We start from the raw sequence: 24,132 nt of genomic DNA on the forward strand, positions 1-24,132 counted from the left end.
TCATGACCGATTATGAGATCTGGTCAACAAGCCGGAGAGTAAACCTCCATTGGGGCGAGGACAATCCCGGGTCGGCGTCGACGCGTGCCTCTGGCCGCGTGGCCTGCCCGGCGTCATCGCTCCCGAGGAACCCGGCGGTCGTCGTCACGATGCCCCGGGTCATGGGGCGGCCACACGGCCCGTGTCACTGGGCGGTCATGCCGCCGTCGATGGCCAGCGCCGCGCCGGTGATGAACGGCGCCTCGTCGCTGAGCAGGAACGCGGCGAACGCGGCGACGTCCTGGGCCGCGCCGACCTGCCCCGTCGGGATCAGGCTCTTGAGGTAGACCTCGAACGAGGGCTCGGCGGCGACGGCGTCCCGATACAGCGGCGTGTCGATGAGGCCGGTCACTAACGCGTTCACCCGGATGCCCTCTTTGGCCATTTCGAGCGCGACCGATTTCGTGAGCCCGATGACACCGTGCTTCGCGGCGACATACGCGTGCATGAGCGGATTGCCGACCACGCCGCCGGCCGAGGCGTTGTTGACGATGGAACCACCGCCTGAGGCGAGAATCGCCGGAACCTCGTACCTCAGGCTGTAATAAAGGCTCGTCAGGTTCAGGTCGATCGTCGCCTTCCAGAACTCCGTCTCCATCGTGTGGACCGATGAGATGGTGTCGCCGCCCCCGGCGTTGTTGAACGCACCGTCCAACCTCCCGAACGTGTCCACCGTCGTGGCGACGAGGGCGGCCACCTCCTCCTCGACGGTCATGTCCGTCGGCACGAACAGCGCCGTACCGCCGTCCGCGACGATGCCGGCGGCCACCTCTTCGCCTCGCGCCTTGTCGCGGGCGGCCAGGACGACCGTGCCGCCTTCCGAGGCGATCCGTTCGGCCGCCGCACGACCCATTCCAGCGGTACCACCGGTGACGATAATCACCTTGGAGGAAAATCGGCCAGTCATGCTTGCTCCCAAAGTTTTCCGCCGCCGCCAGGCGGCATTCGGGCCCAATTCTAGTCCGACTAAAATAACGGCCTAACTTCGACCATTACCGTTGGGAGTCGTGTATCAATTGGCGGCCGGGGAGATCTCCCACCTCGTGGTTCTGGCCGGGGAACCGCATTGGGGTGCCGCCGGCGAACATGTCACCGAGCCCTGATGAGCAACAGACCGCGGGTCCACGGCTCGCGCCGAAGGCCAGGACGGTTCCGGCCGGTCACCACCCTTCCGGATGGGAACTCCGCCCGGCCCGCACACCCCGCGTGATCCCCTGGACCAGGGCCGCGAACGCCACCGCACCCGTCCGCCGCTCAGGGAGGGATCACGCCCGGTACGCGGGTCTCAGCGGAGTTCGGGCACCGACTCGACAAGGGTGACCAGGCCCCGCTCGTCGAGGAGGTCGACCGGACGGACCGTCTCGCCCCGCAGGACGTAGTGGAAGGCCGCGCCCACCTGGTCCAGGGGGACGGCGGCCAGGTGGGACCAGGCCAGCCGGTAGGCGGCGAGCTGGACGGAGGCGGCGGCCTCGGCCTTCCTGCCCCTGGGGCGTCGGCCGGTCTTCCAGTCGACGACCTCGTAGCGCCCTTCGGAGATCTGGAAGACGGCGTCCATCCGGCCGCGGACCACCCGGTCGGCGATCACCGTTTCGAAGGGGACCTCGACGTCGAGCGGTTCCCTGTCCGCCCACTCGCTCTCCTCGAAGCGGTCGCGCAGCTCGTCGAGATGGGCGTCGGTCTCCTCGAAGTCGTCGGACGCGCCGGGCAGCTCGAACTCGTCCATCAGTCGCTGCTGGCCCCAACGCCCCTCCAGCCAGCGATGGAAGGAGGTGCCCCGGCGGGCCAGCGGCGCGGGCTTCTTGGGCACCGGGCGGCGGATCTGCCTGGCCAGCGCCTTGGGGTCGGAGGCCAGCGTGACGAGGGAGGAGACGGTCAGGTGGGTGGGCAGCTCCACCCTGCCGCCACCACGCCGCCGGTTCGTCTCCCGCTCCCTGAGCAGGAGCTCGATGTCACGCTCCCAGGCCTTCGCCCGCTCCCTGTCCCACCCCCGCAGCTCGGCCGCCGGCACCGGCCGCGGCTCCCCTGGCTCGGCAGTCTCCACAGTTTCGGCTGTCTCGGCACCGTAATCGGCCCGGTCGCTCCGCCGGATGTCCGCTCCGGGAAACCCCCCGGGAAACTCCTGCGGATCGCCGGGGAAGGGCACCTCTCCGTTCTCCGCCCCCTCGGGAACGGGCCCGCGGTCGTCCGGACCGGGAACCTCCCCATCCGGCAGGTCTTCGGGGAAGAACGCGTCCTCGTCCCACGGATCTTCGGGGAAGGGCACCTCCTCGTCCTGAGGGGCTTCCGGAAAGGGGACATCCTCGGAAGCGTCAGGGAGGGGGACATCCCCGGAAGAACCGGGAGCGGGCCCCTCGGTAAGGGCCGCGAGGGCGGCCTCCACCATGGTGGCGCCGTCCAGAACGGCGGCGTAGCGGGCATCGTCCGGCTCGATCGGCCACCGGGCCTCGGCCGGCTCGGCGAGGAGCGGGTTGGTGGCGCCCTCCTCCATCTCCGGGGCCCAGAAGGCCACCCTGCCGCAGGTCTCACGGATCTCCAGCAGGAAGTCCGACGGCTCCAGCGGCTTGGAGGCCGTGCCCCAGCGGTAGCCGGAGGCGATCAGCAGGTAGTGGGCACGGGTGACGGCGACGTACGCCAGGCGGCGCTCCTCAAGCAGGTCGCGGTCGCGGCAGCGCTCGTCGAAGTCGGCCAGCTCCTCCTTGGCCAGCCCGGCCAGTCCGGGCAGGTCGGAGGCGTCCCCGCGGAGCTGATAGGGCAGCTTGCGGGGGTTCTCCGTCCACCTCGGGCTGGTCGTGGAGCGGGCCGGGAACACGGTGCCGACGGTGAGCGTCCCGGCCTTCGACAGCGCCTGGGAGAGGCCGGGCACCACCACGACCGGCCATTCCAGCCCCTTGGAGGCATGGACCGTCATCAGCTTCACGCTGTTGCTCTCGCCCACCCGCCCGGCGTCCAGGCCGTTCTCCTCCTCGTCCGCCGCCTTCAGGAACGCCAGGAACGCGCCCAGCGTGGGATCCTCGGAATCTCCGGCGAACCTGGCGGCCGCGTCCAGGAAGGCGTCGAGGTCGGCGCGGGCGGCGAACGGGCCGACGGCCGTCCCCCTGGCCGCCACCTCGATGTCCAGGCCGAGCCTGCGCTCGATCTCCAGGATCAGGTCGGGCAGCGGCTGGCCGGTGTGGGCGCGCAGCAGGCGCAACTCCTGGGCCATGGCGACCAGCCGCACCCTCGCCAGCGGGGAGAACAGATCCTGCCAGGCGGGACGGTCGGGCAGCTCGTCGAGGGCGTCGACCAGGCTGCCGCGCTCCTCTGCCATGTCGGCCACGACCTGGTCCAGCGGGTCGGCCACCGGCGACGCGCCCTCGCGGGTCTCCCGGTTCAGCTCACGGGCCCGCTCGCCCAGTTCCTTGAGGTCGGCGGGGCCGATCCGCCAGCGGGGGCCGGAGAGCAGCCGCACCAGGGCGTCCCCCGCGCTCGGGTCGTAGATCACGCGCAGGGTGGAGACGATGTCGGCGATCTCGGGTACGAGGAGCAGGCCACCCAGGCCGACGACCTCGACCGGGATGCCGCGCTCCTCCAGGGCCTTGCGGAGCGCGGGAAACTGCGAGCGCTTCCGCGCCAGGATCGCCACGTCGTGCGGCTGGAGCGACTGCGGCCCGCCCCACATGCTCTGCTTGGCCTTCTTACGCTCGCCGTCGCCCCACGGCATGCCGTCGGGCGCGCTCTCGACGCCCAGCACCCTGGCGATCTCCAGGGCGGCCCAGCGTGCCTCGTCGTCCGCGGTCTCGTGGAAGGCGCACATCACCCGGCCACGCTCGACCCGGTTCTTACCGGGCACCAGGACCGGTACCTCCCTGGCCTCCATCCGGAGCGGCAGCTGGAGCCGGGCGGCGACGTCCAGCACGGCGTCGCCGTTGCGGAAGCTGACCGACAGGCGGTTGACGGGCGCGGGCTCACCCGAGGCGGTCCTGAAGTCACGGGGGAATCGGGTGAGGTTGCCCGCCGAGGCGCCCCGCCAGCCGTAGATGGACTGGCAGGGGTCGCCCACCGCCGTCACCGGGTGGCCGCCGCCGAACAGGGCGCGGAGCAGGACGAGCTGGGCGTGGCTGGTGTCCTGGTACTCGTCCAGCAGGACCACGGCGAACCGCCCGCGCTCGATCTCGCCGACGTCGGCGTGCCGGTCGGCGATCCGGGCGGCCAGCGCCATCTGGTCACCGTGGTCGACCACCTCCCGCCCGCGCTTGAGGCGGTCGTACGCCTCGACCAGCGGCAGCAACTGCTCCCTGGCCCGCTGGGTGACCAGCGGTCTGCGCTGGTCCTTGGTCGGGGTGCCGGGCAGCTCGGCGAACCGCTGGGCGAGTCTGGTGCCGACGTCGCGCACGTCCTGCGGGGTGCGCAGGTGCTCGGCCAGCTCACCGGCCAGTTCGAGCACCGCCCGGGTGACGGTCGCCGGGCTCCACTCGACCTGCTCCATCGGCCCGTCGTACGCGCTGACCACCCGGCTGGCGAGTTGCCAGGAGACGGCCGGGGAGATCAGGCGCATGGTCGGCTCCAGCGCCTCGCGCAGGGCGTGCTCGGTGACCAGGCGGGCCGCGTAGGCGTGGTACGTCGAGATGGTCGGCTCGCCCTCCATCAGCTCCGCCGGCACCTGCCCGACCTCGACGAGCCCGTTGAGCCTCTCCCGCACCCGCGCGGCCAGCTCCGCGGCGGCCTTCCTGGTGAAGGTCAGGCCGAGCACCTGCTCGGGGCGGAGCAGCCCGTTGGCGACCAGCCAGACGACGCGCCCGGCCATGGTCTCGCTCTTGCCCGACCCGGCCCCGGCCATCACGACCATCGGTTCGAGCCCGGCCTCGATCACGGCCGCCTGCTCCGGGGTCGGCGGCAGGATGCCCAGCTTGGCGGCAAGCTGAACCGGGCTCAGCACGCGGCGGCCCCGGTGGAGGTGGCACGGCCCCGGCGCCGGGGAACGGCACGGACGCCCCCAAGGCACCCTGCGCCCAGGCGGTTCAGCACACCTGGTCTCCGTTCTTGCTGACCGGGCAGCTCGACCGTACGGCGCAGGTGCGGCAGCCGTCGTTGACCTTGGCCTGGAAGAACGGCCCCGACATGCCGACGGCGACGGTGTCGACCATGTCCCGGGCCCAGCCGGGCTCGGGGTCGTCGGACAGGGGGGGCTGCGTCTGCTCCTTGGCCTTCTTCTTACCCGCCGCGTCGCCCACCTGGACCAGGGCCGCGCCGCCCGGCTCGGTCAGGCCGTGCCGCTGGAAGGCGCCCAGCAGCGCGGCGAGCTGGTAGACGCCCAGCTGGGGGTGGCGTTCGAGCTCGGTGTCCTTGGCGCCGGTCTTGCCGGTCTTGATGTCGATGATCACGGCTCGGCCCTCACCGTCGCGCTCGACCCGGTCGACCCGGCCCTTGATCTGCACCCCCTCGGAGACCATGGCCGTGAACGCCTCCTCCAGGCCGACCAGCGTCCGGGGGTTGTTCTCGTGCCAGGCAACGAATTTGGAGATCATCTCCTCGGCGACCGCGCGCTGCTTGCGGTTGTACCAGACACCGCCGAAGTCGAGCTCGTTCCAGACCTCGTCCAGGCGCTTGCCGAGGGTCTCCTCGGTGGGCATGCCGGTCGCGGCGAGGACCGCCAGCGCGTGCACGACGGTGCCCAGACCTCGGGCCGCGTCGGTGCCGCCCGCGCCCACCGAGGTCTCCAGCAGCCAGCGCAGGCCGCACTTGCTGAAGCTCTCCACCGCCGAGGGCGAGACGCGTACGACGTCGTCGGGCCAGCTCAGCGGGCGGTCGTCGGAGATGGGGGTGAGGGCGTACCAGTCGTTGGGGTGGGCGCCGGGCACTCCTGCGGCGGCGAGCCTGGCCAGGTGCCCGGCCGCCGCCCTGCGCAGCGGTTCCGGTCTGGTGGAGTCGGTCACCGCCGACCGCAGATCGGCCACCAGCGCGGACATGCTCAGCCAGCGGGACCGCTCGTCGACGCCCGCCTCCTCGGTCGAGCCGGGCACCAGCTCGGTGAGGAAGCGGGAAGGCCGCTCCTCGGTGTCGTCGCCGCCCACGGCGGTGACGATGAGCCTGCTTCTGGCCCTGGTGGCCGCCACGTAGAACAGGCGACGCTCCTCGGCCAGCAACTGGGAGGCGAGCGCGGCGGAGACGGCCGCCGGGTTCTCGTGCTCGGAACCCTCGGCCCTGGCGACCATGTCGTCGGTGCTCAGGATGGACCCGCGCAGCCGCAGATCCGGCCAGGCACCCTCCTGGACCCCGGCGACGACCACCACGTCCCACTCCAGGCCCTTGGAGCGGTGCGCGGTGAGGATGCGGACCTTGTCTCCGTCGGGAGCCCGAGCGGCCAGGGAGTCGCCGGGAATCTCCTGGGCGACCAGGTCCTCGACGAACACGTCCACCCCGGCGTGCGGGAGCCGGTCGACGAACCTGGCCGTGTGGTCGAAGAGCGCCACGACGGCGTCGAGGTCACGGTCGGCCATGGTGCCCCTGACCCCGCCCCTGAGGCTGACGTCCGTCCATTTCCCGGCCAGCCCGGTGGCCTGCCAGACGGTCCACAGCACGTCCTCCGCGGTACCGCCCTGCCGTACGGCCTCGGTGGCGGCGGAGATGAGGCCGGCGACCCGCTCGGCGGGCAGCGCCACGTGCGGCTCCACCCGCACCAGTTCCCGCGCGTCCTTCAACGCGGCGACCAGCAGCTCTCCCGAGGAACGGGGGCCGGGGGCCTCGCGCTCCAGGTCGAGATCCACATCGAGAGCCGCGTCGCGATCCGCCTGCTCGGCCTCCGCCTGCTCGGCGGGGTGGGCCAGCGCCTCGTGCTCGGCGATCCGCAGGGCGCGGCGGAGGCGGCGTACACCGATCATGTCGGTGCCGCCGAGCGCGCCGGTCAGCAGTTCCTCCGCCACCCCCTCATCGAGGGTCTCCGGGTGCAGCGCCACCTGGATGAGCCTGATCAGCGGCCGCACGCCCGGCTCCTGGAAGAGCGGCACCTCGCCGCCGCCGACCACGACCGGAACCCCGGCGGTGACCAGGGCGCGGCGCAGCAGCGGCACCTGGCGGGTCGCGGAGCGGACCAGCACCGCCATCCGCGACCAGGGGACCCCGTCGAGCAGGTGCGCCCTGCGGAGCGTGTCGGCCACGATCGCCGCCTCCTGAGGTGCCCCGTCGGCCACCAGCACCCGTACGTCACCGGGGTCGGCGTCCGGTAGGGCGCGCAGGTCACGGTGGGCGGCCCCGCCCGGGGTGGCGGGCAGCCGGGTGGTGACGCGGCGGGTGGCCCGCAGCAGGTTCCGGCCGCTGCGACGGCAGACGCGCAGCGCCACGACGGGAGCCTTCGCGCCGTCGGCGTCGCGGAACCGGTCGGTGAAGTTCATGATCCCTCGGACGTCGGCGCCGCGGAAACCGTAGATCGACTGGTCGGGGTCGCCGACCGCGACCAGGTCGCGTCCCTCCCCCGCCAGCTGCTGGAGCAGGAACTCCTGGGCGGGGTCGGTGTCCTGGTACTCGTCGACGAAGACGGCGTCGTACGCCGATCGCTCGCGGTCGCGCGCCTCGGGGTCGGAGAGCAGCGCCCCCGCCGCCCGGATCAGCTCCGCGTAGTCGAGCACCGGTTCGAGATCGAGGTCGAACCTGGCCTGGTAGCGGTCCGCGAACCTGCCGGCGGCCACCCAGTCGGGGCGGCCGTGGCGGCGGCCCAGCCCGACCAGCTCCGGCCCGTCGAGGCCGCGTTCGGCGGCGCGGGCCAGGAAGTCGCGGAGCTCGGAGGCGAAGCCGCGCGTCTTGAGCGCCTCGTGCATGTCCTGCGGCCAGTGCACGGCGCCGTCCTCCAGCTCGCCGTGGAGCAGGCGGCGGATCTCCAGGAGCTGCTCGGGGCCGGTCAGCAGGCGCGGCGGCACCCCTCCGGCGATCACCGCCTCGCGACGGAGCAGCGCGTAGGCGTAGCTGTGGAAGGTGAGGGAGAGCGGGGTGCGGGTGGTGCGGCGCATCCGGGCCGTGATGCGCTCGCGCAACTCCTCGGCTGCCTTGCGGCTGAAGGTGAGGACGAGCACCCGCTCGGGGTCGACGCCCCGGCGCTCGATCCGGTCCACGACGGTCTCCACGATCGTGGTGGTCTTGCCGGTGCCCGGCCCGGCGAGCACGAGCAGCGGGCCGCTCTCGTGGGCCACCACCGCCCGCTGGTGCTCGTCCAGCACAGGGGCAACAGCTCTCCCCGCACCCTCACGACGTACCAGCCGCCAGTCCTGACCACTCACAACTCGCCATTCCACCAGATCCCGGACGATGATCGTGCCGAGTCGGCGGGTACGGCATGGCGGATTGTCGGCCCCGCCGGATGGGCCACGGGCGGGGCCAGGGGCGGCCGATGACCAGAGCGAGGCGCTGACCTGCGCCGGAGTAGTCCCGGGGCGGGTTCAGGGGCCGGGCGGCCGATTCCGGGGGCCGCCCGCAGGCCGCCCCCGGGAACCGTTCAGGAGAAGAAGACGTGGTCGACGAGCCTGGCCGTCGCCTTGCCGTCGTCGCGGGGCGCGTAGGTGCGCTGGAAGAGGTCGTACCGCTCGGCGTGGGCGGCGGTCACCTCGTCGATCGACCGCAGTGCCTTGATGACCTCGGCCCCGGTGGAAAGCAGCGGGCCGGGCGCCTCCGCGGCCAGGTCGAGGTACATGCCCCGCTTGGACGAGTAGCGCTGCAGGTCGTGCGTGAAGAAGAGCATCGGCCTGCCGGTCGCCGCGAAGTCGAACATGACCGACGAGTAGTCCGTGATCAGCACATCGGCGATCAGCAGCAGATCCGTAATATCGGGATATGTCGTGACATCGCGTCCAAGGCCGGCGGGCACGTTGGGCGCCGCCTGCATCGAGTGCGCCCTGATCAGGAACTCGTGGCCGGGGCCGAGCACCCGGTGCGCCTCGGCCAGGTCCAGGCGGATCGAGGCGTTCTTGCGGTCGTAGTCGCGGTAGGTCGGCGCGTAGAGCACCACCCTCACCCCCTCGGCGATGCCGAGCCTGGCGCGCATCCGCGCCGCCATCTCGTCGCGGTCGGGGGCCACCAGCACGTCGTTGCGCGGGTAGCCGCTCTCCAGGACCTCGCCCTGGTAGCCGAACGCCTTGCGCAGCACCCGGGTCGCCCAGGGGCTCTGCGAGACCAGCAGGTCCCAGCCGCGCACCTCGACCGCCTGCCGGTGCCAGGCCGGCGGCCTGGGGTCACGGGACATGTGCGGCAGGTCGTTGCCCAGGCGCTTGACCGGGGTGCCGTGCCAGGTCTGCACGACCGTCTGGTCCTCTCGCGCCCGGAACCAGGGCGGCAGGAAACCGTTGGTCACCACGTACCGCGAGCGGGCCAGCACCGCGTAGTGCTCGCGGCTGCCCGCGCGCACCACGGTCGGCCCCTCGCCCTCGCCGAAACCGAGCTCGGCGGGGCCCGGAGGCGTGAACGCGCCGTCCTTGACCACCCAGATGTGCTCTCCGGCGTCGCCGCGCCGCACACGCTCCTCGTAGATCGCGCGGACGTTGCCCTCGTACTGCCGTCCGTCGTAGGCGACGTAGACGATCGCGTCGTTCAGCTCGCGGGTCCGCTCCGCGGGGTAGAAGCCGCGGCGCAGCGCGTACAGGCCACCGGCGCCCTTCTCGTCGTCGGGGCGGTGCTCGGCGACGGAGAGCACCGGAATGTCGAAGCGGGTGGAGATCAGGCGGTACTCGCGGCCGTCACGGATCTTCGTGTCCTCGTCCAGATCGTCGAGGATGGCGTGGTCGACGCGGAACGGGACGATCTGGCCGGCCGGGTCGCGGACCGCCATGCTCCAGGTGCCGCTGCCCAGCGGGACCGTGTCCCCGAAACGGGGCATCGCGGCGGCCGCGATCCGCACCGTGAAACGGGAGCCCTCCCGCTCCAGGGGGATGGCGTGGATCAGTCCGCTACGGTGCTTGAGGGTCAGCTCGGCCGCGCCGGAGCCCGGGTAGGAACCCTCCAGGGCGAGCACGCCCTGCTCGTCCCAGGTCGCGGCGGTGATGACCGGGCGGATCCGGTGCGCGGAGACGCTCACCCGGTCACGCCGGTCGCGCAGCACGGTGATCTCACGATCCCCGACGACCGTACGGCTCTCCTCCGCCTTGCCGATCATGACGGAGGCCGCGGGATCGCCCTTTGGCTCGATCCAGAGACGGCCGCCGTCGCGTTCCTGCAGCAGGGACGCCACGGCGAGCGGTACGACGACCGCGGTGCCGCCGTCGACGGGGGTGAAGTCCGCGGCGATCCGGTGGCCGTCCAGCCTGGCGTGCCCCCTGCTCGCCTCCTTGCCCGGCAGGAAGACCTGGACCTCCAGCCGCTCGCCGTCCAGCTTCACGCCGGTCAGCTCGGCCCTGGTGGGCTGTAGCACCACCTGGAGTGCCCGGTCGGAGGTCCAGACGGGGCGGATCCACCAACCCCCGCCGAGGTCAAGCCCCGAGGGACGCTCGGTACGGCCGGTGGAGGGGCCGCGCAGCAGGCCGACGGCGCGGGCACCCCGGCTCCAGATCACGATCTCGGCGCGCCAGGTGGTGGTGTCCTGCACGGTGGCGCGGCGGCGCAGCAGACGCTTGCCGCCGCGCACGACGGCCCGCACCGCGGAACGCCAGCGCAGCGGCCACGGGCTCAGCTCGGCGGTGAACCCGGACCAGTCGTAGTTGCAGCCGGCCTCTTCCGCGCCGTAGGTCGCCTCGGGGTGGAAGACCCTCCGGGTGCGCAGCCGCACCGGCGGCAGCCAGCGCGGGCCGCGCAGCACCACCGTGGCCCTGTTGAAGCGGCGGCTGCGCACCGACAGCCCGGCCAGGTAGGCATGGCCGCTGACGTGCAGCCGCCCGCCGGACCAGGAGACGTCCTCGATCTGGGTCATCGGGATGAGATCCGCGGCCCGCAGCCGGAACAGGGCCTCGGGCAGCTCGTCCTGGAGCGGCAGGTCCGCGTACCAGCGGAGTTTCTTGCGGACGCGCCTGGACGGCTCCGCGGCGGCGGCCACGAGTTTCTGCAGCGCGTCGCCGTCGGCGAGGTCGTCGATCTCGCGGTGCTCGATCAGGTGAAAGGCGATCCTGCGGGCGACCGGCAGGTCCCGCTTGGCCCTCGCGTCCACACCGGTCACGTACGGCTTCAGGACCGTGACGAACTCGCGGCGCCGCGCGGCGCCGCGCTTGGCGGCGATGTCCAGCCTGGAACCCAGCGGCCCGGCCAGCGCGTCGGCGTCGAAACGACGGCGCTCATGCGGTTTCAGCCCGTCGGCCAGCACCGCGGCCATGATCGAGTCGAGTGGTTCTCCCCGGTCACAGAGATCCTGGACAACCCGAAGACGGTCGACGACGGGGTCGCCGCCGGATCGTGCGGGGGTGGCACCGATGGCCATGGGGAAAGCACCGCCTTTCGGACAGAGCGCTGTCCTAGGCCATGTTAGTGCGCCGCGGCAGGGCCGGTTACGCGGTGAATTAAGGGTTCCCGGGATTTACAGGCTTTTGTGATCTAAGGCTTTCCGTCCCATCTGGCCTCCCGCATATCGGCTCGGACGCCCCTCAGCGGAGTCCGCTCCTCGCGCCAGTTCACCAGGCATCGCTGCTCGTGGCCGGGTGGCGGGGTGCCGTCGGCGTGCACGACGCGCCACCAGGGCACGCCCCCGCCCCAGGTGGACATCACCCTGCCGACCTGGCGCGGGCCGCCCTCGCCGAGATACTCGGCGATGTCGCCGTAGGACATCACCATGCCGGCCGGAATGCGCTCGACCAGATCCAGCACCCGCTCGGCGTACGGGGTGGGATGGCCTACTGGCTCCATACCGTCGGTCCGGCCGAGAGGATTTCGTCGAGCTTGCCGAACTCGTAGGCCACCGAGCCGTTCAACTGCTCGACCAGACCGCCACGGATCGCGTAGGACTCGCCGTCCTCGCCGACCAGCCGTGCTCCCAGCAGAGCGGACACGCGTGCCAGCTGGGCCACCTGCCAGTCCGATCCGGGGGTGCCGGACAGGCGGCCGTTCCATATCGCTATGGCATGAACCGCGCCGTTGTGGCGGGCCAGGACCTCCCCCGACTCCTGCGACCCTCTGAACTCGAACCCCGCCTGCCCCAGCACAGTCGCGAGTTCCGCGAAGGCGAGAGGCGCAGGGCGCTCCACGCGCAACTCGTACCCCATAACGCGGGAGAATAGCGAACCTTCCGGGTTTCCCGGAGTGTAAATCCCGACATTCGGGCTATCGCATCCGAACAGTGTCCCAAACGCGTTCTAATTGACTTCAAACTGCGCTTATCTCCGCGATCTCCCGCGCTTGGCCGTTTCGGTGTCGACCACTACCGGTCCATTCCTGTCCGAGTGCCGGCCGAGCATCACCACGGCCGCCGCGAACGCCACCAGGCCGCCGACAAGGCTCGTTCCGTAAAGCCAGAGCCTCAGCGGATCGGGGCCCGGCCTGCTGTACTCCTCGTGCGGGACGCCGGCGCCGAAGTGCTTGTCATCCGGGACCGAGATCTCCGTCGCACCCGCCACGAGCCGATCCGCCCTGGCGAGCGCCGCGGCGGCGTCGACGACGCCGAACCCGATGTGGTCGTCGTAACCGGCGGCGGGACTCGCCGAAGCCGTGGAGACCAGGGCCTGCGCCACCATCTGCGGCGCGATATTCGGGTATTTCGCTTTTATTAGTGCGGCGACCCCTGCCACCAGCGCGGTCGCCGAACTGGTCCCCTCAGAGGATCCGTAGTTTCCGCCGGGGACGACCACCGGCACCCCGACACCGGGCGCCGAAACCAGGACCGACAGATTGTCGCTGCTGAACCTCGCCGGCTTGCCCAGCCTGTCCACCGCGCCCACACCGATGACCCCGGAATATCCGGCGGGGAAGTTCCAGAAGGAGGTGGAGTTGTCCTTGGCGTACTGGGAGTCCCCGTCGTTGCCCACCGCGGCGACGAGCACCACGCCCCTGGACAGCGCGTAGGAGACCGCCTCCCGCTCGCTCCGGTGCGGTCCGTAGGCACCCAGCGACATGCTGATGACCTGGGCCCCGTTGTCCGCGGCGTAACGGATCGCCCGGGCCAGCGGGCTGTCGCTGCGCGAGCGCAGATCCTCCTCCGGCAGCGTGGAACCGTCCTCGGGCCGCTCCTCGACGATCAGCGGCAGCGAAAGGATCCTGGCCTCGGGGGCGATTCCGAGAAGACCTCCCTCGCCGTTGCCCGCCCCGGCGATGAGCGAGGCCATGGCGGTGCCGTGCCGGCCGGCGTCCGGGGAGTTCCTGTCGAACTTGACAGATCCCATGTCGGGTCCGGAGATCACCCGCCCGCGCAGCTCGGCCACCTGGTCGTCCACCCCGCTGTCGACCAGGGCCACGGTGACGCCCGCGCCCCTGGTGACCTTCCACGCCTCCTGCGCTCGCAGCATCTCCAGCACCCAGCGCTGGTCCTCGCGCACGTCGGCGCCCTCCGGCGGCGCGGCCGGCACCGGGGCGGCGGGCATCCCGGCGAGCAACCCGGCGGGCGTCTCGGCGGGCGTCTCGGCGGGCAGGGTCGCGAAGGCCGGCACCGCCGGGACCGCCACCGAGATCGCGACCAGCACTCCCGTCGCCCACAGCCGCCGCCTCAGCACACGTTCCCCTGGGTGCACTGGGGTACGGCGCTCGGCTCGTCGCCGAGGGCCCTGGCGATGCGCCCCGCGACCGCCTGGGCCGCGGGCCACAGCTCGCTGTGCAGGATCTCCTCGGGGGCGATCGCCTGGCGGGTGCGGCCGTCGGTGTAACCGGCGGTGGAGAAGACGATGTAGGGGCCGACGCCGACCCAGGCGTTGCGCTGGCGCTGGGCCGCCCCGAACAGCTCGGTCGCCGTGCCGGGGAAGGCCACCGGCCGCACCCCCACCCTGTCGTCCACGGCCAGCTGCGCGGAGGCGGCGAGCCGCCGCTCCTCGTCGGCGAGCACGGCGATGCCCACGGTGAAGACGAACGTGGACGTCTGGTCGACGTAGGTGGCCCGCAGCAGCGTGCGGCAGCCGTGCCGGGTGAGCACCGACCCCACCTGCGCGTCGGTGCCGGCCGCGCAGGCCACCTCGGGCGCGAGGCCGACCCTGCGGGCGTACTGCTGGACCCTGCCCAGGCCGATGTACTGCAGCTCGACGGGGAAGACCAGGTCCGCGGTCCAGGTGTACCAGCGCTTGGCGATGTCGTCGGAGATGTAGCGGGCCTGCTCGGCGGCGGTCAGCGGGCGCGAACTCGTCTCGCGCAGCAGCCCGACCGCGCCGGTCAGCACGTTGGTGGCGGCGATGGCGAGGATCGTGCCCACCAGGATCAGGAAGATCGTACGGAACCGGACTCCCTGCTCCAGGGCCGCCAGTTCGGCACGCTGGATCGCCGCGCGGTCACGGCCCGCCGCGGGCCAGGAGCGCACCCGGTGCCGCCTGACCGTGGCGCCCTGCGCGGACGCCCGCCTGGCCCGGTCGCCCCCGGCGGCGCTCACCCGGGAGCCGGACGGTGGCCAGCCGCCGCGGGCGCGGGGGGCCGGGGCTCCCAGACGCCGCTCCGGCTCCTGGGACCGCCCTGGCTGCGACATACTCCGATGCTACGTCGCCTGCCCTCGCCGCCCCATCAGCGGCGTGCATTTTCGTGACGGCGACCTTGGCCCGGCTCCGGCCGCGATCCGGCTCCGGGCCCGATGCTCACGGCCAGGGCGCGGCGACCGCGTCGGGCCCTGGGTCCTGGTAGGTCGTCGACGAGCGCGCACGGCCGACCAACACCGCGATCGTGACCAGGCAGGCGATCGCGCCGAGCCCGGCGGCCACGGCCACCCCGCCGTACAGGTTGATCCTGTCCCGGTCACGGTGGACGACCCGCACCGGCTCGACCGCCAGGCCCAGCGGGCGGGCGGGGTCGTGCCCGCCGGCCCCCTCCGCGGTGAGGGTGTGCCGGGAGATCCTGGCGGCCGCGGCGAGTGCCCGGGTGGCGTTGACGACGCCGAAGCCCATGCCGGTGTCGTAGCCGCCGGCGGGCCGCCGGGTGGCTCCCGCAGTGATCGCCTGGACAACCAGCACGGGCGACATTTCTGGATATTTCGCCTTAATGAGGGCGGCGACGCCCGATACCAGGGCGGTCGCCTGCGAGGTGCCGCGACCGACCCAGTACTCGTCGCCGGGGCCCGCCCCGAGGATGTCCACCCCCGGCGCGGCCACCAGGACCGAGGGGTTCCGGTTGGAGAACGAGGCGCGGCGCAGCCCCCGGTCCGTCGCGGCGACCGAGACCACTCCCGGGAAGGCCGCCGGGTAGGAGTACGGGGCGTTGCCGCCGGCGTCGGTCTCCTCGGCACCGTCGTTGCCCGCCGCCGCGACGAGCACGACCCCCTTGGAGATCGCGTAGCGGATCGCCGCCCGCTCCTCCCTGGTCGCCAGTTCCTTGGAGATCGACATGTTGATCACGTCGGCGCCGTGGTCCACCGCGTACCGGATGCCCCTGGCCACCACGTTCTCGTAACGCTCGGCGGTGTTGAACTCCTGGAATCCCGGCTCCTCGTCCTCCAGGATGACCCGCACCGACAGCACCTTCGCGCGGGGCGCGACACCGATCACCCCGTCCGCCCCGCCCGGCCCGTGGCCGTGCCCGGCGATCAGCGACGCCATGTACGTGCCGTGCAGCCGGAGGGGCCGCACACCCGGCGGGTTGGCCCCGGAGGTGAAGTCCTTACCCTCGATCACCGACCCGGCCAGATCGCGGTGGTCGCTGTCCACCCCCGAGTCGAGCACGGCCACGACCACGTCCTCCCCCTCGGACACCCGCCACGCGGCGGGCAGGTCGAGGGTCCGCAGCACCTCCCGCTGGCTGTCCCTGACATCGTCGGCCCGCACGGCCGGGGCCGGTCCCGCCACTCCCGTCAACACCGCCACCCCCGTCGACACCGTCAGTGTCAGCAGTGTCGTCGCGAGCGCCCCGCGGGCGGCGGAAAGACGCCTCGGCACGGTCAGCATCGCCACTCCGCGGAGGCGCAGTCGGGGCGGGCGGGCCTGGTCAGGTCGGCGAGGATCCGGTCGGCGATGTCGCCGGTGAACGCGAACAGGGTGGGCCGCTGCTCGCCGACCGCGCTGGCGGGCCGGCCGTCGGTCTGGCCGACCGTGGCCATCACCATGTAGGGGCCCGCCTGCCGGACGAGGCCGGCCTGGCGTCCCGCGGAGACGAACCGGTCGGTGACGGTGCCGGGGAAGGCCAGTGCCCTCAGGCCCGGCGAGGGCCGGTCGCTCCCGGGCAGCGCCGCCTTGGCCCTGGCGGCGCCCATCTCGTCGGCGAAGGCCGCGACTCCGATGGTGACGACCACCCCCTGGAGCGCGTCGATGTAGGTGGCGCGCAGGATGCCCAGGCAGCCGGCCTCCCGGAGCGCCTTGCGCAGCTTGGCGTCGACCGCGTCGTCACAGCGGGTCTCCGGCGAGATGCCCACCCTGCGGGCCTTCTCCTCGCCCCCCTGTTCCGCGGCGTAACGGACCGTCTTGGGGAAGACCCGCCCGGCGGGCCACGCCTGCCAGCGCCGGGCCACCTCGTCGAGTGCCGCCCGATCGAGCTCCGCCTGGGTCGGCCCCCGGGTGAGCTCCGCTCCGGCGGCGCTGGTCGCCACCCCGGCCACGATCGCGCAGAACAGCGTCAGCGCCGATGCCACGACCAGCGTCGGCCATGAATGCCGTCGCTGACGTGGGACTTCATTCACGCTCTCGACCTTAATGCGGCGAGGCGGGTGTCATCCGCCGTTCCGTCCATATCCGTCGGAGCGGAAAGCACATGTGGCGGCGGGGCGGGCACCTCCCGGACAGCGGGGGAACGGCGAGCGCCCCGTGGAGCGCGTGCTCCACGGGGCGCGGGCGGCAAGAACCCCACCGGGCCGGTCAGTAGGTCGGCAGGCTCGGGTCGATGGTCTTGATCCAGCTGAGCACGCCGCCGCCCACGTGGACGGCGTCGGAGAAGCCGGCGCTCTTGATGACCGCCAGGACCTCGGCGGAACGGGCACCGGACTTGCAGTGCAGGACGATCCTCTTGTCCTGCGGGAGTCCCTCCAGCGCGGATCCGTTGAGGAACTCGCCCTTGGGGATGAGCACCGCGCCGGGGATGGACACGATCTCGTACTCGTTCGGCTCGCGGACGTCGATCAGGTAGATGTTCTCGTCCGCGTCCTGCATGGACTTGAGATCGGCCGCGGTGATCGTGGAGCCGGAGGCGGCCTCCTGGGCCTCCTCCGAGACCGCGCCACAGAACGCCTCGTAGTCCTCCAAAAGCTGGGTGACCGTCGGGTTCTTGCCGCAGAGCACGCACTCGGGGTCCTTACGGACCTTGACCGAGCGGTAGTTCATCTCCAGGGCGTCGTAGATCATCAGACGGCCGACCAGCGGCTCGCCGATGCCCGTGAGGAGCTTGATGGCCTCGTTGACCTGGATGGAGCCGATCGACGCGCACAGCACGCCGAGCACGCCGCCCTCGGCGCACGAGGGGACCATGCCGGGCGGCGGGGGCTCGGGGTAGAGGCAGCGGTAGCAGGGGCCGTGCTCGGCCCAGAAGACGCTGGCCTGACCGTCGAAGCGGTAGATGGAGCCCCAGACGTACGGCTTGCCGAGGAGGACCGCCGCGTCGTTGACCATGTAACGGGTGGCGAAGTTGTCCGTGCCGTCCACGATCAGGTCGTAGCCGGCGAAGATCTCCATCACGTTGTCCGTGGTGAGCACCTCGTTGTGGACGATCACGTTGACCAGGGAGTTGATCTCCCTGACGCTGTCCGCGGCACTCTCGGCCTTGGGGCGGCCCACGTCGGACTGGCCGTGGATGACCTGCCGCTGCAGGTTGGACTCGTCGACCACGTCGAAGTCGATGACGCCGAGCGTGCCCACTCCGGCGGCGGCGAGATAGAGCAGCCCCGGGGAACCCAGGCCACCCGCGCCCACACAGAGCACCTTCGCGTTCTTCAGGCGCTTCTGCCCGGCCATGCCCACGTCCGGAATGATCAGGTGGCGCGAGTAGCGGCGCACCTCATCGACGGTCAACTCGGCTGCCGGCTCTACCAGCGGTGGCAACGACACAGTTCTGCTCCCGTTTCAGGGGGTCTTGACGATACGGCTAGCGCAGCACGCTCCACTCACAACCTAACCTGGTGCCCTGGTCATTCCCCAACCGGAGTGAGGACCGTCTCACCTATCAGGATCCTGGCCTCGCGGGCCACCCGGTCGGGGAACTCCATCTGGGCCACGTGCCCGGCGTCGGGCAGCAGCACCAGTTTCACCTGCGGGAACGTCCGGCCCGCACGGGCCGCCATCCGGGGGTTGACGAGCCGGTCGTGGCGCCCGTGCACGACCAGCGTGGGCGCGGTCACCTGGGCCGCCTGCCGCCACAGGTTCGTCTCCCCGCGCCGGAAGTACTCGGCGACGATGCCGCGCGCCGAGTTGATCAGTGCCGCCCCCGCGTACGGGAGGCCGTCCCGGCGGCGCACCTCCTCGATCGCCTCCGCGAGCCGCTCCGGGTGAATCCTCCCCACATCGGCGTAGCACATGGCGAGCGTGGCACCGAGCCTGCGCTCGGCGGGCAGCTGGCTCAGCCGGCTCGCCGCCCACTCGCCGAGCCTGGGCACGGCGGACAGCGCCACTCGCGCGGGGCCGTACCTGGGCAGCAGGTCTGGCAGGGCCGGTGAGATCAGGGTGAGCGAGCGGACCAGGTCGGGACGGGTGGCGGCGAGCCGCACGGAGACAGCCCCGCCCAGGGAGTTGCCGAACAGGTGGACGGGGGTCCGCGAGATCCGCTCTATCAGGGCGATGACGGTCCGTACGTGGGCGTCGACGGAGTAGTCGCCGCCGGGCGGCTCGGGCGAGTATCCGGCGCCCGGCAGGTCGACGGCGTGACCGGTCACCACGTCGAAGAGCTCGCCCATCAGGTCTGTCCAGTTGGTCGCGGAGCCAGCGAGGCCGTGTACGTAGACGGCGGTCTCCGCGGGGCCCGGCGGGGTCGAGCGCACATGGATCCGCTGGTCGCCGAGGTCGACCATCTCGCCCTGCCAGTTGGGGATCGGTTTGTGCACCACGCGTCTCCTCCTGTCGTCCGGCCGCTCTTCCACGATAGTTCGCCGCTCGACGCGGCAGACGACAGCCTCCGAGTTACCACAAAAGTCACATAAGCCTATTTTAGTCAGATGTCTTTTTATTGCATGCTTTATCACTATTAGTTAGACACCCCCTCCAACCCTCCTCCCCGAAGAACAAATGCGACATTAAAGACATTTAACTTGAAAGCAGTCGGTAACTATCCAAGGTCGACCACAAATAGATAAGGAGAGGGCAAAAGGATTTGATCTCCGTTTATTAGCAGACATGCGAGGAAATCATGACAACCAGGGATGGCTCATCACTCACCATCTCCGGTAATTCCCGACTGATTTCGGTAAGTGCCGAAAATCGGGGCAACCGATCCTTTCAAGGGGGAAACGCAATGCCCAAGTTCAAGAGTGTCCTCGCAGGGCTCGCGATCAGCACGGCGCTGGCCGGCGGAGTCGTCGGCATGGGCGCAGCGACCACCGTCACCAGCGCCAGCGCGATGACCACCGCGGTCACCTCCGTCGCCTTCCCGACCTGGGGCGGCGGCTGCGGTCGCGGCTGCGGTTGCAACCGCTCGCACTGGCACCGCAGCCACAAGCGCTTCAGGCTGATCATCAACAACCACAACAACAACGACAACCGCCTGGACAACGACAACCGCAACGACCGCCTCGTGCCCGTTCTCACCGAGCGCGACGAGCGGGAGTAGCAGGCCTCCCGATCACGGACCGGGGTCGCACACCCCGACGGGGGCGCGACACAACCGGAACATGAGGCCACTCACGGTCGAATCCGCGGCTTCAAGCGGCTTCGAAACCGTAACGGAGCGGCAGGATCCCGATATTCGTCTTGATCATCGCCTCTCACCGAGAGGCCGTGACCAGAAAGCGAAAACGGGAGGCTGAGGAGAAATCCTCAGGCCCCTGACTCCAACGCAGTGCGAGTTCTCATTTCTCAGGAATCACAGCGGGGCCCCGCGGTTTTCGAACCGCGGGGCCCTCGCCCATGCGCCCGGCCTCCGGCGCGCCACCATCCCCTCCCCCTTAACCGTCGCCCTTCCCCGCCTCGACACCGGCGCACGAAAGCGACCTCACGGCGCCCGCCCACGCGACAGCGGGACGCCCCGGAGACGACCTCGGCCGGACCGGCCAGGAAGCGGGCGAGGGCTCCCCCGGCGCACCCCGCCCCGCTCCTCGGCAGGCCCCGGCCCGCTTCCACCACAAATGCGACATTAAGTGCATTTCACTTTAAATCCATCAATAAGGGTTCGACATCGACGATAAATATCTAAGGGGATAGCAAAAGCCTTCGATCTCTGTTTATCAGCAGACATGCAAGGAAACTATGACAACCAGGGATGACTCATCATCGATCATCTCTGGCTTTTCCTATTTATTCAGGAAATTCAGAAAATTAGGGCAACAAATCCTTTCAAGGGGGAAACGCAATGCCCAAGTTCAAGGGTGTCCTCACAGGGCTCGCGATCAGCACGGCGCTGACCGGCGGAGTCGTCGGCGTAGGCGCAGCGACCACCGTCACCAGCGCCAGCGCGATGACCACCACGGTCACCGCCGCCGCCTACCCGACCTGCGGCGGCGGCTGGGGCCGCGGCTGCGGCTGCTGCGGCGGCTGCCGCTCGCACCACCGTCACACCCGCCACCGCTTCAGGCTGATCATCAACAACCACAACAACAACGACAACCACCTGGACAACGACAACCGCAACGACCGCCTCGTGCCCGTTCTCACCGAAGGACGCAGGGACTAGCACCGGACCCGAGTCGCACGCCCCGATCGGGGCGCGGCACGGCCGACGGCCGAAACCACACGGCCGGATCCGCGGTTGTGAGCGGCTCCGGAACCGTAACGGAGCGACAGGGGCCCCGCGTTCGCCACGACCACCGCTTCTCACCGGGAAACAGTGGCCGAACAGCGAAACGGGAACTTGAGGGGAAACCCTCAGGACCCTGACGCCGACACAATGCGATTTCTCATTTCTCAGGAATTACAGCGGGGCCCCGCGGTTTTCGAACCGCGGGGCCCTCGCCCATGCGCCCGGTCGCCGGCATGTCACCTCGCCCGCCGTTCTCGCCGCCCGCCTTTCCTCGCCTCGGCGCCCGCGCACCGGAACGGCCCCGCGGCGTCCGCCCATATCCACCGGATCCGGACAGCGGGACGCCCCGGAGACAACCTCGGCCCCGGCCACCCGGGAGGCCGCCGAGGCCCCTGCCGCACTCCGCCCTCCCGCCGCACCCGGCGCCCTCCAGCACCAAAGCACAAATGCGACATTAAGCGCATTTCACTTTAAATCAATCAATAAGAGTTCAACGTCGACGATAAATATCTAAGGAGATAGCAAAAGCCTTCGATCTCCGTTTATCAGCAGACATGCAAGGAAACTATGACAACCAGGGATAGTCCATCACTGGCTATCTCCGGTAATTCCCGACTGATTTCGGTAAGTGCCGAAAATCGGGGCAACCGATCCTTTCAAGGGGGAAACGCAATGCCCAAGTTCAAGGGTGTCCTCGCAGGGCTCGCGATCAGCACGGCGCTGACCGGCGGAGTCGTCGGCATGGGCGCAGCGACCACCGTCACCAGCGCCAGCGCGATGACCACCACGGTCACCGCCGCCGCCTTCCCGACCTGCGGCGGCGGCTGGGGCCGCGGCTGCGGCTGCGGTGGCAGCAGCTGCCACCGCCGTTTCAGCCACAAGCGCTTCAGGCTGATCATCAACAACCACAACAACAACCGTAACCACCTGGACAACGACAACCGCAGCCAGCGCTTCGAGCCCATTCGCGAAGAGCGCCGCCGCGAGCGCGACAACAACGGTCCCGGCAACGGTCCCGGCAACGGCGACCTTGGCGCCCCCCCGGTCTCCTAGTCACCTGGCCGGGGGCGCGTGCCCCGATCGGGGCGCGGCACGGCCGGCGGCCGAAACCACACGGTTGGATCCGCGGTTGTGAGCGGCTCCGAAACCGTAACGGAGCGACAGGGGCCCCGCGTTCGCCACGACCACCGCTTCTCACCGGGAAACAGTGGCCCGACCTCGAATACGGGAACTTGAGGAGAAATCCCCAAGCTTCTGTCTCCCAACACAGTGCGAGTTCTCATTTCTCACGAATTGCAGGCGGGGCCCGCGGTTTTCGAACCGCGGGCCCCGCTGCGACATCCGGCCCCTACCGCCCGGTCCTCGAATATCAGCCGAGCGACACCTGCCCCGCCCCAGCCACCTCGATGCCGACGCGATCCGCCAGATCCATCGCGTATCGCACATATGTTCCAAAATATTGTCGAGCGGCCGTAAAGCACCGCCAATGCGGTAGGTACCGACATGGGCAATCCGATGCCGCGTCTTTCTCGGCGCGCGGCATCCGAGGTCGTACGCTGGGCGTTGTCCGACGTTTACAGGAACCGGGTCAGGACAGGAAACGTGCCAAGGTCCGGATGACGACAGGGGATGTCAGACATGAACCCGCACGGCGACAGAGAGCACGGGAGAACGGTCGACGATCCGTCCGAGGAGATCCCGATCGAGACACCCGAGGCCGACGCCGCCGAGCAGCGCCGGTCGGCACGCGAGGGCGGCTCCGACTCCTCCCCCGACCTCTCCGCGGAGGCGGAGGTCGACCCCGCGGACGCCGCCGAGCAGAATCGGACCGCGCGTGAAGAGGATGAGGAGTGGCCCGATACCGTTCCCATGGAGGCCGACCCCGCCGACACCTTCGAGCAGCGACGCACGATCGAGCTCGATGAGGACGATTATCGCTGACCCGTGTTACCCGCGCGTAGGATGGCCCCAGACGCCAGGAGTTTCACCCGAGGAGACCACGTGACCGCTACCCCGGACGCCAAGCCCCGGGGCACCCGGCTGCCCCGGACAGCCCGCCGCCGCCAGCTGCTCAGTGCGGCGCAGGAGGTCTTCGTGGAGAACGGCTACCACGCGGCCGCGATGGACGAGATCGCCGAGCGGGCCGGGGTCAGCAAGCCGGTCCTCTACCAGCACTTCCCAGGCAAGCAGGAACTCTATCTGGCCCTGCTCGACCTGCATGTGGACGACCTGATCACCCGCTGCCGCGACGCCCTCGCCTCCACCACCGACAACAAGCAGCGTGTCCAGGCCGCGATCGGCGCGTTCTTCGACTTCGTCTCCAGCCAGGGTGAGGCCTTCCGGCTGGTGTTCGAGTCGGACCTGCGCAACGCCGCCCCGGTCCGCCAGCGCATGGAGCGCAACCTCCGGGAGAGCGCCGAGATGATCAGTCAGGTCATCCAGGAGGACACCGGCTGCTCCAGCGACGAGGCACGCCTGCTGGGCGTCGGGCTGGTCGGGATGGCCGAGGTCAGCGCGCGTTACTGGATCAGCAGCAACGGCTCCATCCCCAAGGACGCGGCCACCCAGCTCATCGCGCGCCTGTCGTGGCGGGGCATCTCCGGTTTCCCCCGCACCGTCGCCGACCACTGAGAACGTCCCGCGGCCCCGTGGCCATGGAACTTCTGTTCGCTTGGCGCGATCAACCCGCGCGTCGAACCTTCGATGGGGTGACCATGGGACGAGCAACCCTCATCGAAAGGGAGCAGGATGGAAATCAAGATCGGCGTACGTTCCGTGCACCGTGAACTCGTAGTGGAGACCGACCTCACGGCCGAACAGGTCGAGAGTGAGATCAGCGCCGCCCTCGCGTCCAGCGCCGGTGTCTTCACCCTTACCGACGTCGGTGGCCGGAAGGTCATCGTCCCGATCGCGTCACTCGGCTTCATCGAGATCGGTGGGGAGGCGATGCGTCCCGTCGGCTTCGGCGGCACGCTCTGACGGATTCCGAGGCTCGCGCCAGATCGTCGTCCCCCGCCGGCACGGCGCGGTCCGCGGATCTGGCGTGAGCACCGGCGCCGGGCGACCCACCCCTCACGGAGAGTCCGAGGGCGCCGGACGGCCCGGCACACGTCTCGCAGGCTCAGAAACGCTCGTTACCCCATGTTCCCGAGCACTCGTCCCGCTCGCCGAACCCGCAGCAGCGCGGACGCCTGACCCGGCGGAGATGCTCCCGGCCCCGGCCGACGGCCGGGC

General features: G+C 70.5%; 18 protein-coding genes. 6 read left to right on the forward strand and 12 right to left on the reverse strand.

The annotated features are described in order from the left end of the window. Window positions 1-184 precede the first annotated feature (184 nt). The 12 genes from AB0J58_RS19510 to AB0J58_RS19565 form a co-directional block, all read right to left on the reverse strand. Entirely contained in the window at window positions 185-958 is a 774-nt protein-coding gene (locus tag AB0J58_RS19510) for an SDR family oxidoreductase (protein ID WP_364217424.1), read from the reverse strand. 366 nt (window positions 959-1,324) lie between these two features. Beyond that, window positions 1,325-4,954, reverse strand: coding sequence for a UvrD-helicase domain-containing protein (locus AB0J58_RS19515; protein ID WP_364217426.1), 3,630 nt, complete (start codon window positions 4,952-4,954; stop codon window positions 1,325-1,327). A gap of 82 nt (window positions 4,955-5,036) precedes the next feature. Beyond that, window positions 5,037-8,225, reverse strand: a complete 3,189-nt coding sequence (locus tag AB0J58_RS19520; protein WP_364217428.1) for an ATP-dependent DNA helicase — start codon at window positions 8,223-8,225, stop codon at window positions 5,037-5,039. Between the two features lie 275 nt (window positions 8,226-8,500). Further along, entirely contained in the window at window positions 8,501-11,401 is a 2,901-nt protein-coding gene (locus AB0J58_RS19525; protein ID WP_364217429.1) for a CDP-glycerol glycerophosphotransferase family protein, read from the reverse strand. A gap of 113 nt (window positions 11,402-11,514) precedes the next feature. Next, window positions 11,515-11,823, reverse strand: coding sequence for an MGMT family protein (locus AB0J58_RS19530; protein ID WP_364217431.1), 309 nt, complete (start codon window positions 11,821-11,823; stop codon window positions 11,515-11,517). Beyond that, on the reverse strand, window positions 11,811-12,179 hold the full coding sequence (locus AB0J58_RS19535) for a hypothetical protein (RefSeq protein WP_364217433.1): 369 nt from the start codon (window positions 12,177-12,179) through the stop codon (window positions 11,811-11,813). The genes AB0J58_RS19530 and AB0J58_RS19535 overlap by 13 nt, the downstream gene beginning before the upstream one ends. A gap of 111 nt (window positions 12,180-12,290) precedes the next feature. Further along, window positions 12,291-13,619 carry a S8 family serine peptidase gene (locus tag AB0J58_RS19540; RefSeq protein ID WP_364217435.1) on the reverse strand — a complete coding sequence of 443 codons (1,329 nt, stop codon included), beginning with the start codon at window positions 13,617-13,619 and terminating at the stop codon, window positions 12,291-12,293. Then, complete coding sequence (locus AB0J58_RS19545; protein WP_364217437.1) at window positions 13,613-14,572, reverse strand: hypothetical protein; 960 nt, start codon at window positions 14,570-14,572, stop codon at window positions 13,613-13,615. Before AB0J58_RS19545 ends, AB0J58_RS19540 begins: the two co-directional genes overlap by 7 nt. 106 nt (window positions 14,573-14,678) lie before the next feature. Beyond that, entirely contained in the window at window positions 14,679-15,977 is a 1,299-nt protein-coding gene (locus AB0J58_RS19550; protein WP_364217439.1) for a S8 family serine peptidase, read from the reverse strand. Further along, complete coding sequence (locus AB0J58_RS19555) at window positions 15,971-16,705, reverse strand: hypothetical protein (RefSeq protein WP_364217441.1); 735 nt, start codon at window positions 16,703-16,705, stop codon at window positions 15,971-15,973. Before AB0J58_RS19555 ends, AB0J58_RS19550 begins: the two co-directional genes overlap by 7 nt. Before the next feature lie 175 nt (window positions 16,706-16,880). Then, complete coding sequence (gene moeZ / locus AB0J58_RS19560) at window positions 16,881-18,062, reverse strand: adenylyltransferase/sulfurtransferase MoeZ (RefSeq protein ID WP_364151132.1); 1,182 nt, start codon at window positions 18,060-18,062, stop codon at window positions 16,881-16,883. 80 nt (window positions 18,063-18,142) lie between these two features. Further along, window positions 18,143-19,051 (reverse strand): alpha/beta hydrolase, encoded by a 909-nt coding sequence (locus AB0J58_RS19565; protein WP_364217443.1) that lies wholly within the window; start codon window positions 19,049-19,051, stop codon window positions 18,143-18,145. 407 nt (window positions 19,052-19,458) lie between these two features. Here AB0J58_RS19565 and AB0J58_RS19570 point away from each other — a divergent pair, with 407 nt between their 5' ends. The 6 genes from AB0J58_RS19570 to AB0J58_RS19595 all read left to right on the forward strand — a co-directional run bounded on the left by AB0J58_RS19570 (window position 19,459) and on the right by AB0J58_RS19595 (window position 23,877). Beyond that, on the forward strand, window positions 19,459-19,773 hold the full coding sequence (locus AB0J58_RS19570; RefSeq protein WP_364217444.1) for a hypothetical protein: 315 nt from the start codon (window positions 19,459-19,461) through the stop codon (window positions 19,771-19,773). A 738-nt stretch (window positions 19,774-20,511) separates the two neighbouring features. Continuing rightward, window positions 20,512-20,832 (forward strand): hypothetical protein, encoded by a 321-nt coding sequence (locus AB0J58_RS19575; protein WP_364217446.1) that lies wholly within the window; start codon window positions 20,512-20,514, stop codon window positions 20,830-20,832. A gap of 738 nt (window positions 20,833-21,570) precedes the next feature. Further along, window positions 21,571-21,951 carry a hypothetical protein gene (locus AB0J58_RS19580; protein WP_364217448.1) on the forward strand — a complete coding sequence of 127 codons (381 nt, stop codon included), beginning with the start codon at window positions 21,571-21,573 and terminating at the stop codon, window positions 21,949-21,951. A gap of 585 nt (window positions 21,952-22,536) precedes the next feature. Beyond that, the gene (locus tag AB0J58_RS19585; RefSeq protein WP_343977439.1) at window positions 22,537-22,839 is read left to right on the forward strand and encodes a hypothetical protein; all 303 of its coding nucleotides are present in this window, start codon (window positions 22,537-22,539) and stop codon (window positions 22,837-22,839) included. A 60-nt stretch (window positions 22,840-22,899) separates the two neighbouring features. Continuing rightward, a complete protein-coding gene (locus tag AB0J58_RS19590) occupies window positions 22,900-23,529 on the forward strand; it encodes a TetR/AcrR family transcriptional regulator (protein WP_326644512.1) in 630 nt (209 codons plus the stop codon). Between the two features lie 117 nt (window positions 23,530-23,646). Further along, window positions 23,647-23,877 carry a DUF3107 domain-containing protein gene (locus tag AB0J58_RS19595; RefSeq protein WP_343977446.1) on the forward strand — a complete coding sequence of 77 codons (231 nt, stop codon included), beginning with the start codon at window positions 23,647-23,649 and terminating at the stop codon, window positions 23,875-23,877. Window positions 23,878-24,132: the final 255 nt, after the last annotated feature.

The sequence above is a fragment of the Streptosporangium sp. NPDC049644 genome (assembly GCF_040675205.1).
GTDB lineage: Bacteria > Actinomycetota > Actinomycetes > Streptosporangiales > Streptosporangiaceae > Streptosporangium > Streptosporangium fukuiense.

Coding starts and splice junctions, on each gene's coding strand:
- AB0J58_RS19530 (WP_364217431.1), bottom strand. CDS start 11,823: ATGGAGCCAGTAGGCCATCCCACCCCGTACGCCGAGCGGGTGCTGGAT.
- AB0J58_RS19585 (WP_343977439.1), top strand. CDS start 22,537: ATGAACCCGCACGGCGACAGAGAGCACGGGAGAACGGTCGACGATCCG.
- AB0J58_RS19570 (WP_364217444.1), top strand. CDS start 19,459: ATGCCCAAGTTCAAGAGTGTCCTCGCAGGGCTCGCGATCAGCACGGCG.
- AB0J58_RS19550 (WP_364217439.1), bottom strand. CDS start 15,977: ATGCTGACCGTGCCGAGGCGTCTTTCCGCCGCCCGCGGGGCGCTCGCG.
- AB0J58_RS19575 (WP_364217446.1), top strand. CDS start 20,512: ATGCCCAAGTTCAAGGGTGTCCTCACAGGGCTCGCGATCAGCACGGCG.
- AB0J58_RS19535 (WP_364217433.1), bottom strand. CDS start 12,179: ATGGGGTACGAGTTGCGCGTGGAGCGCCCTGCGCCTCTCGCCTTCGCG.
- AB0J58_RS19580 (WP_364217448.1), top strand. CDS start 21,571: ATGCCCAAGTTCAAGGGTGTCCTCGCAGGGCTCGCGATCAGCACGGCG.
- AB0J58_RS19595 (WP_343977446.1), top strand. CDS start 23,647: ATGGAAATCAAGATCGGCGTACGTTCCGTGCACCGTGAACTCGTAGTG.
- AB0J58_RS19545 (WP_364217437.1), bottom strand. CDS start 14,572: ATGTCGCAGCCAGGGCGGTCCCAGGAGCCGGAGCGGCGTCTGGGAGCC.
- AB0J58_RS19525 (WP_364217429.1), bottom strand. CDS start 11,401: ATGGCCATCGGTGCCACCCCCGCACGATCCGGCGGCGACCCCGTCGTC.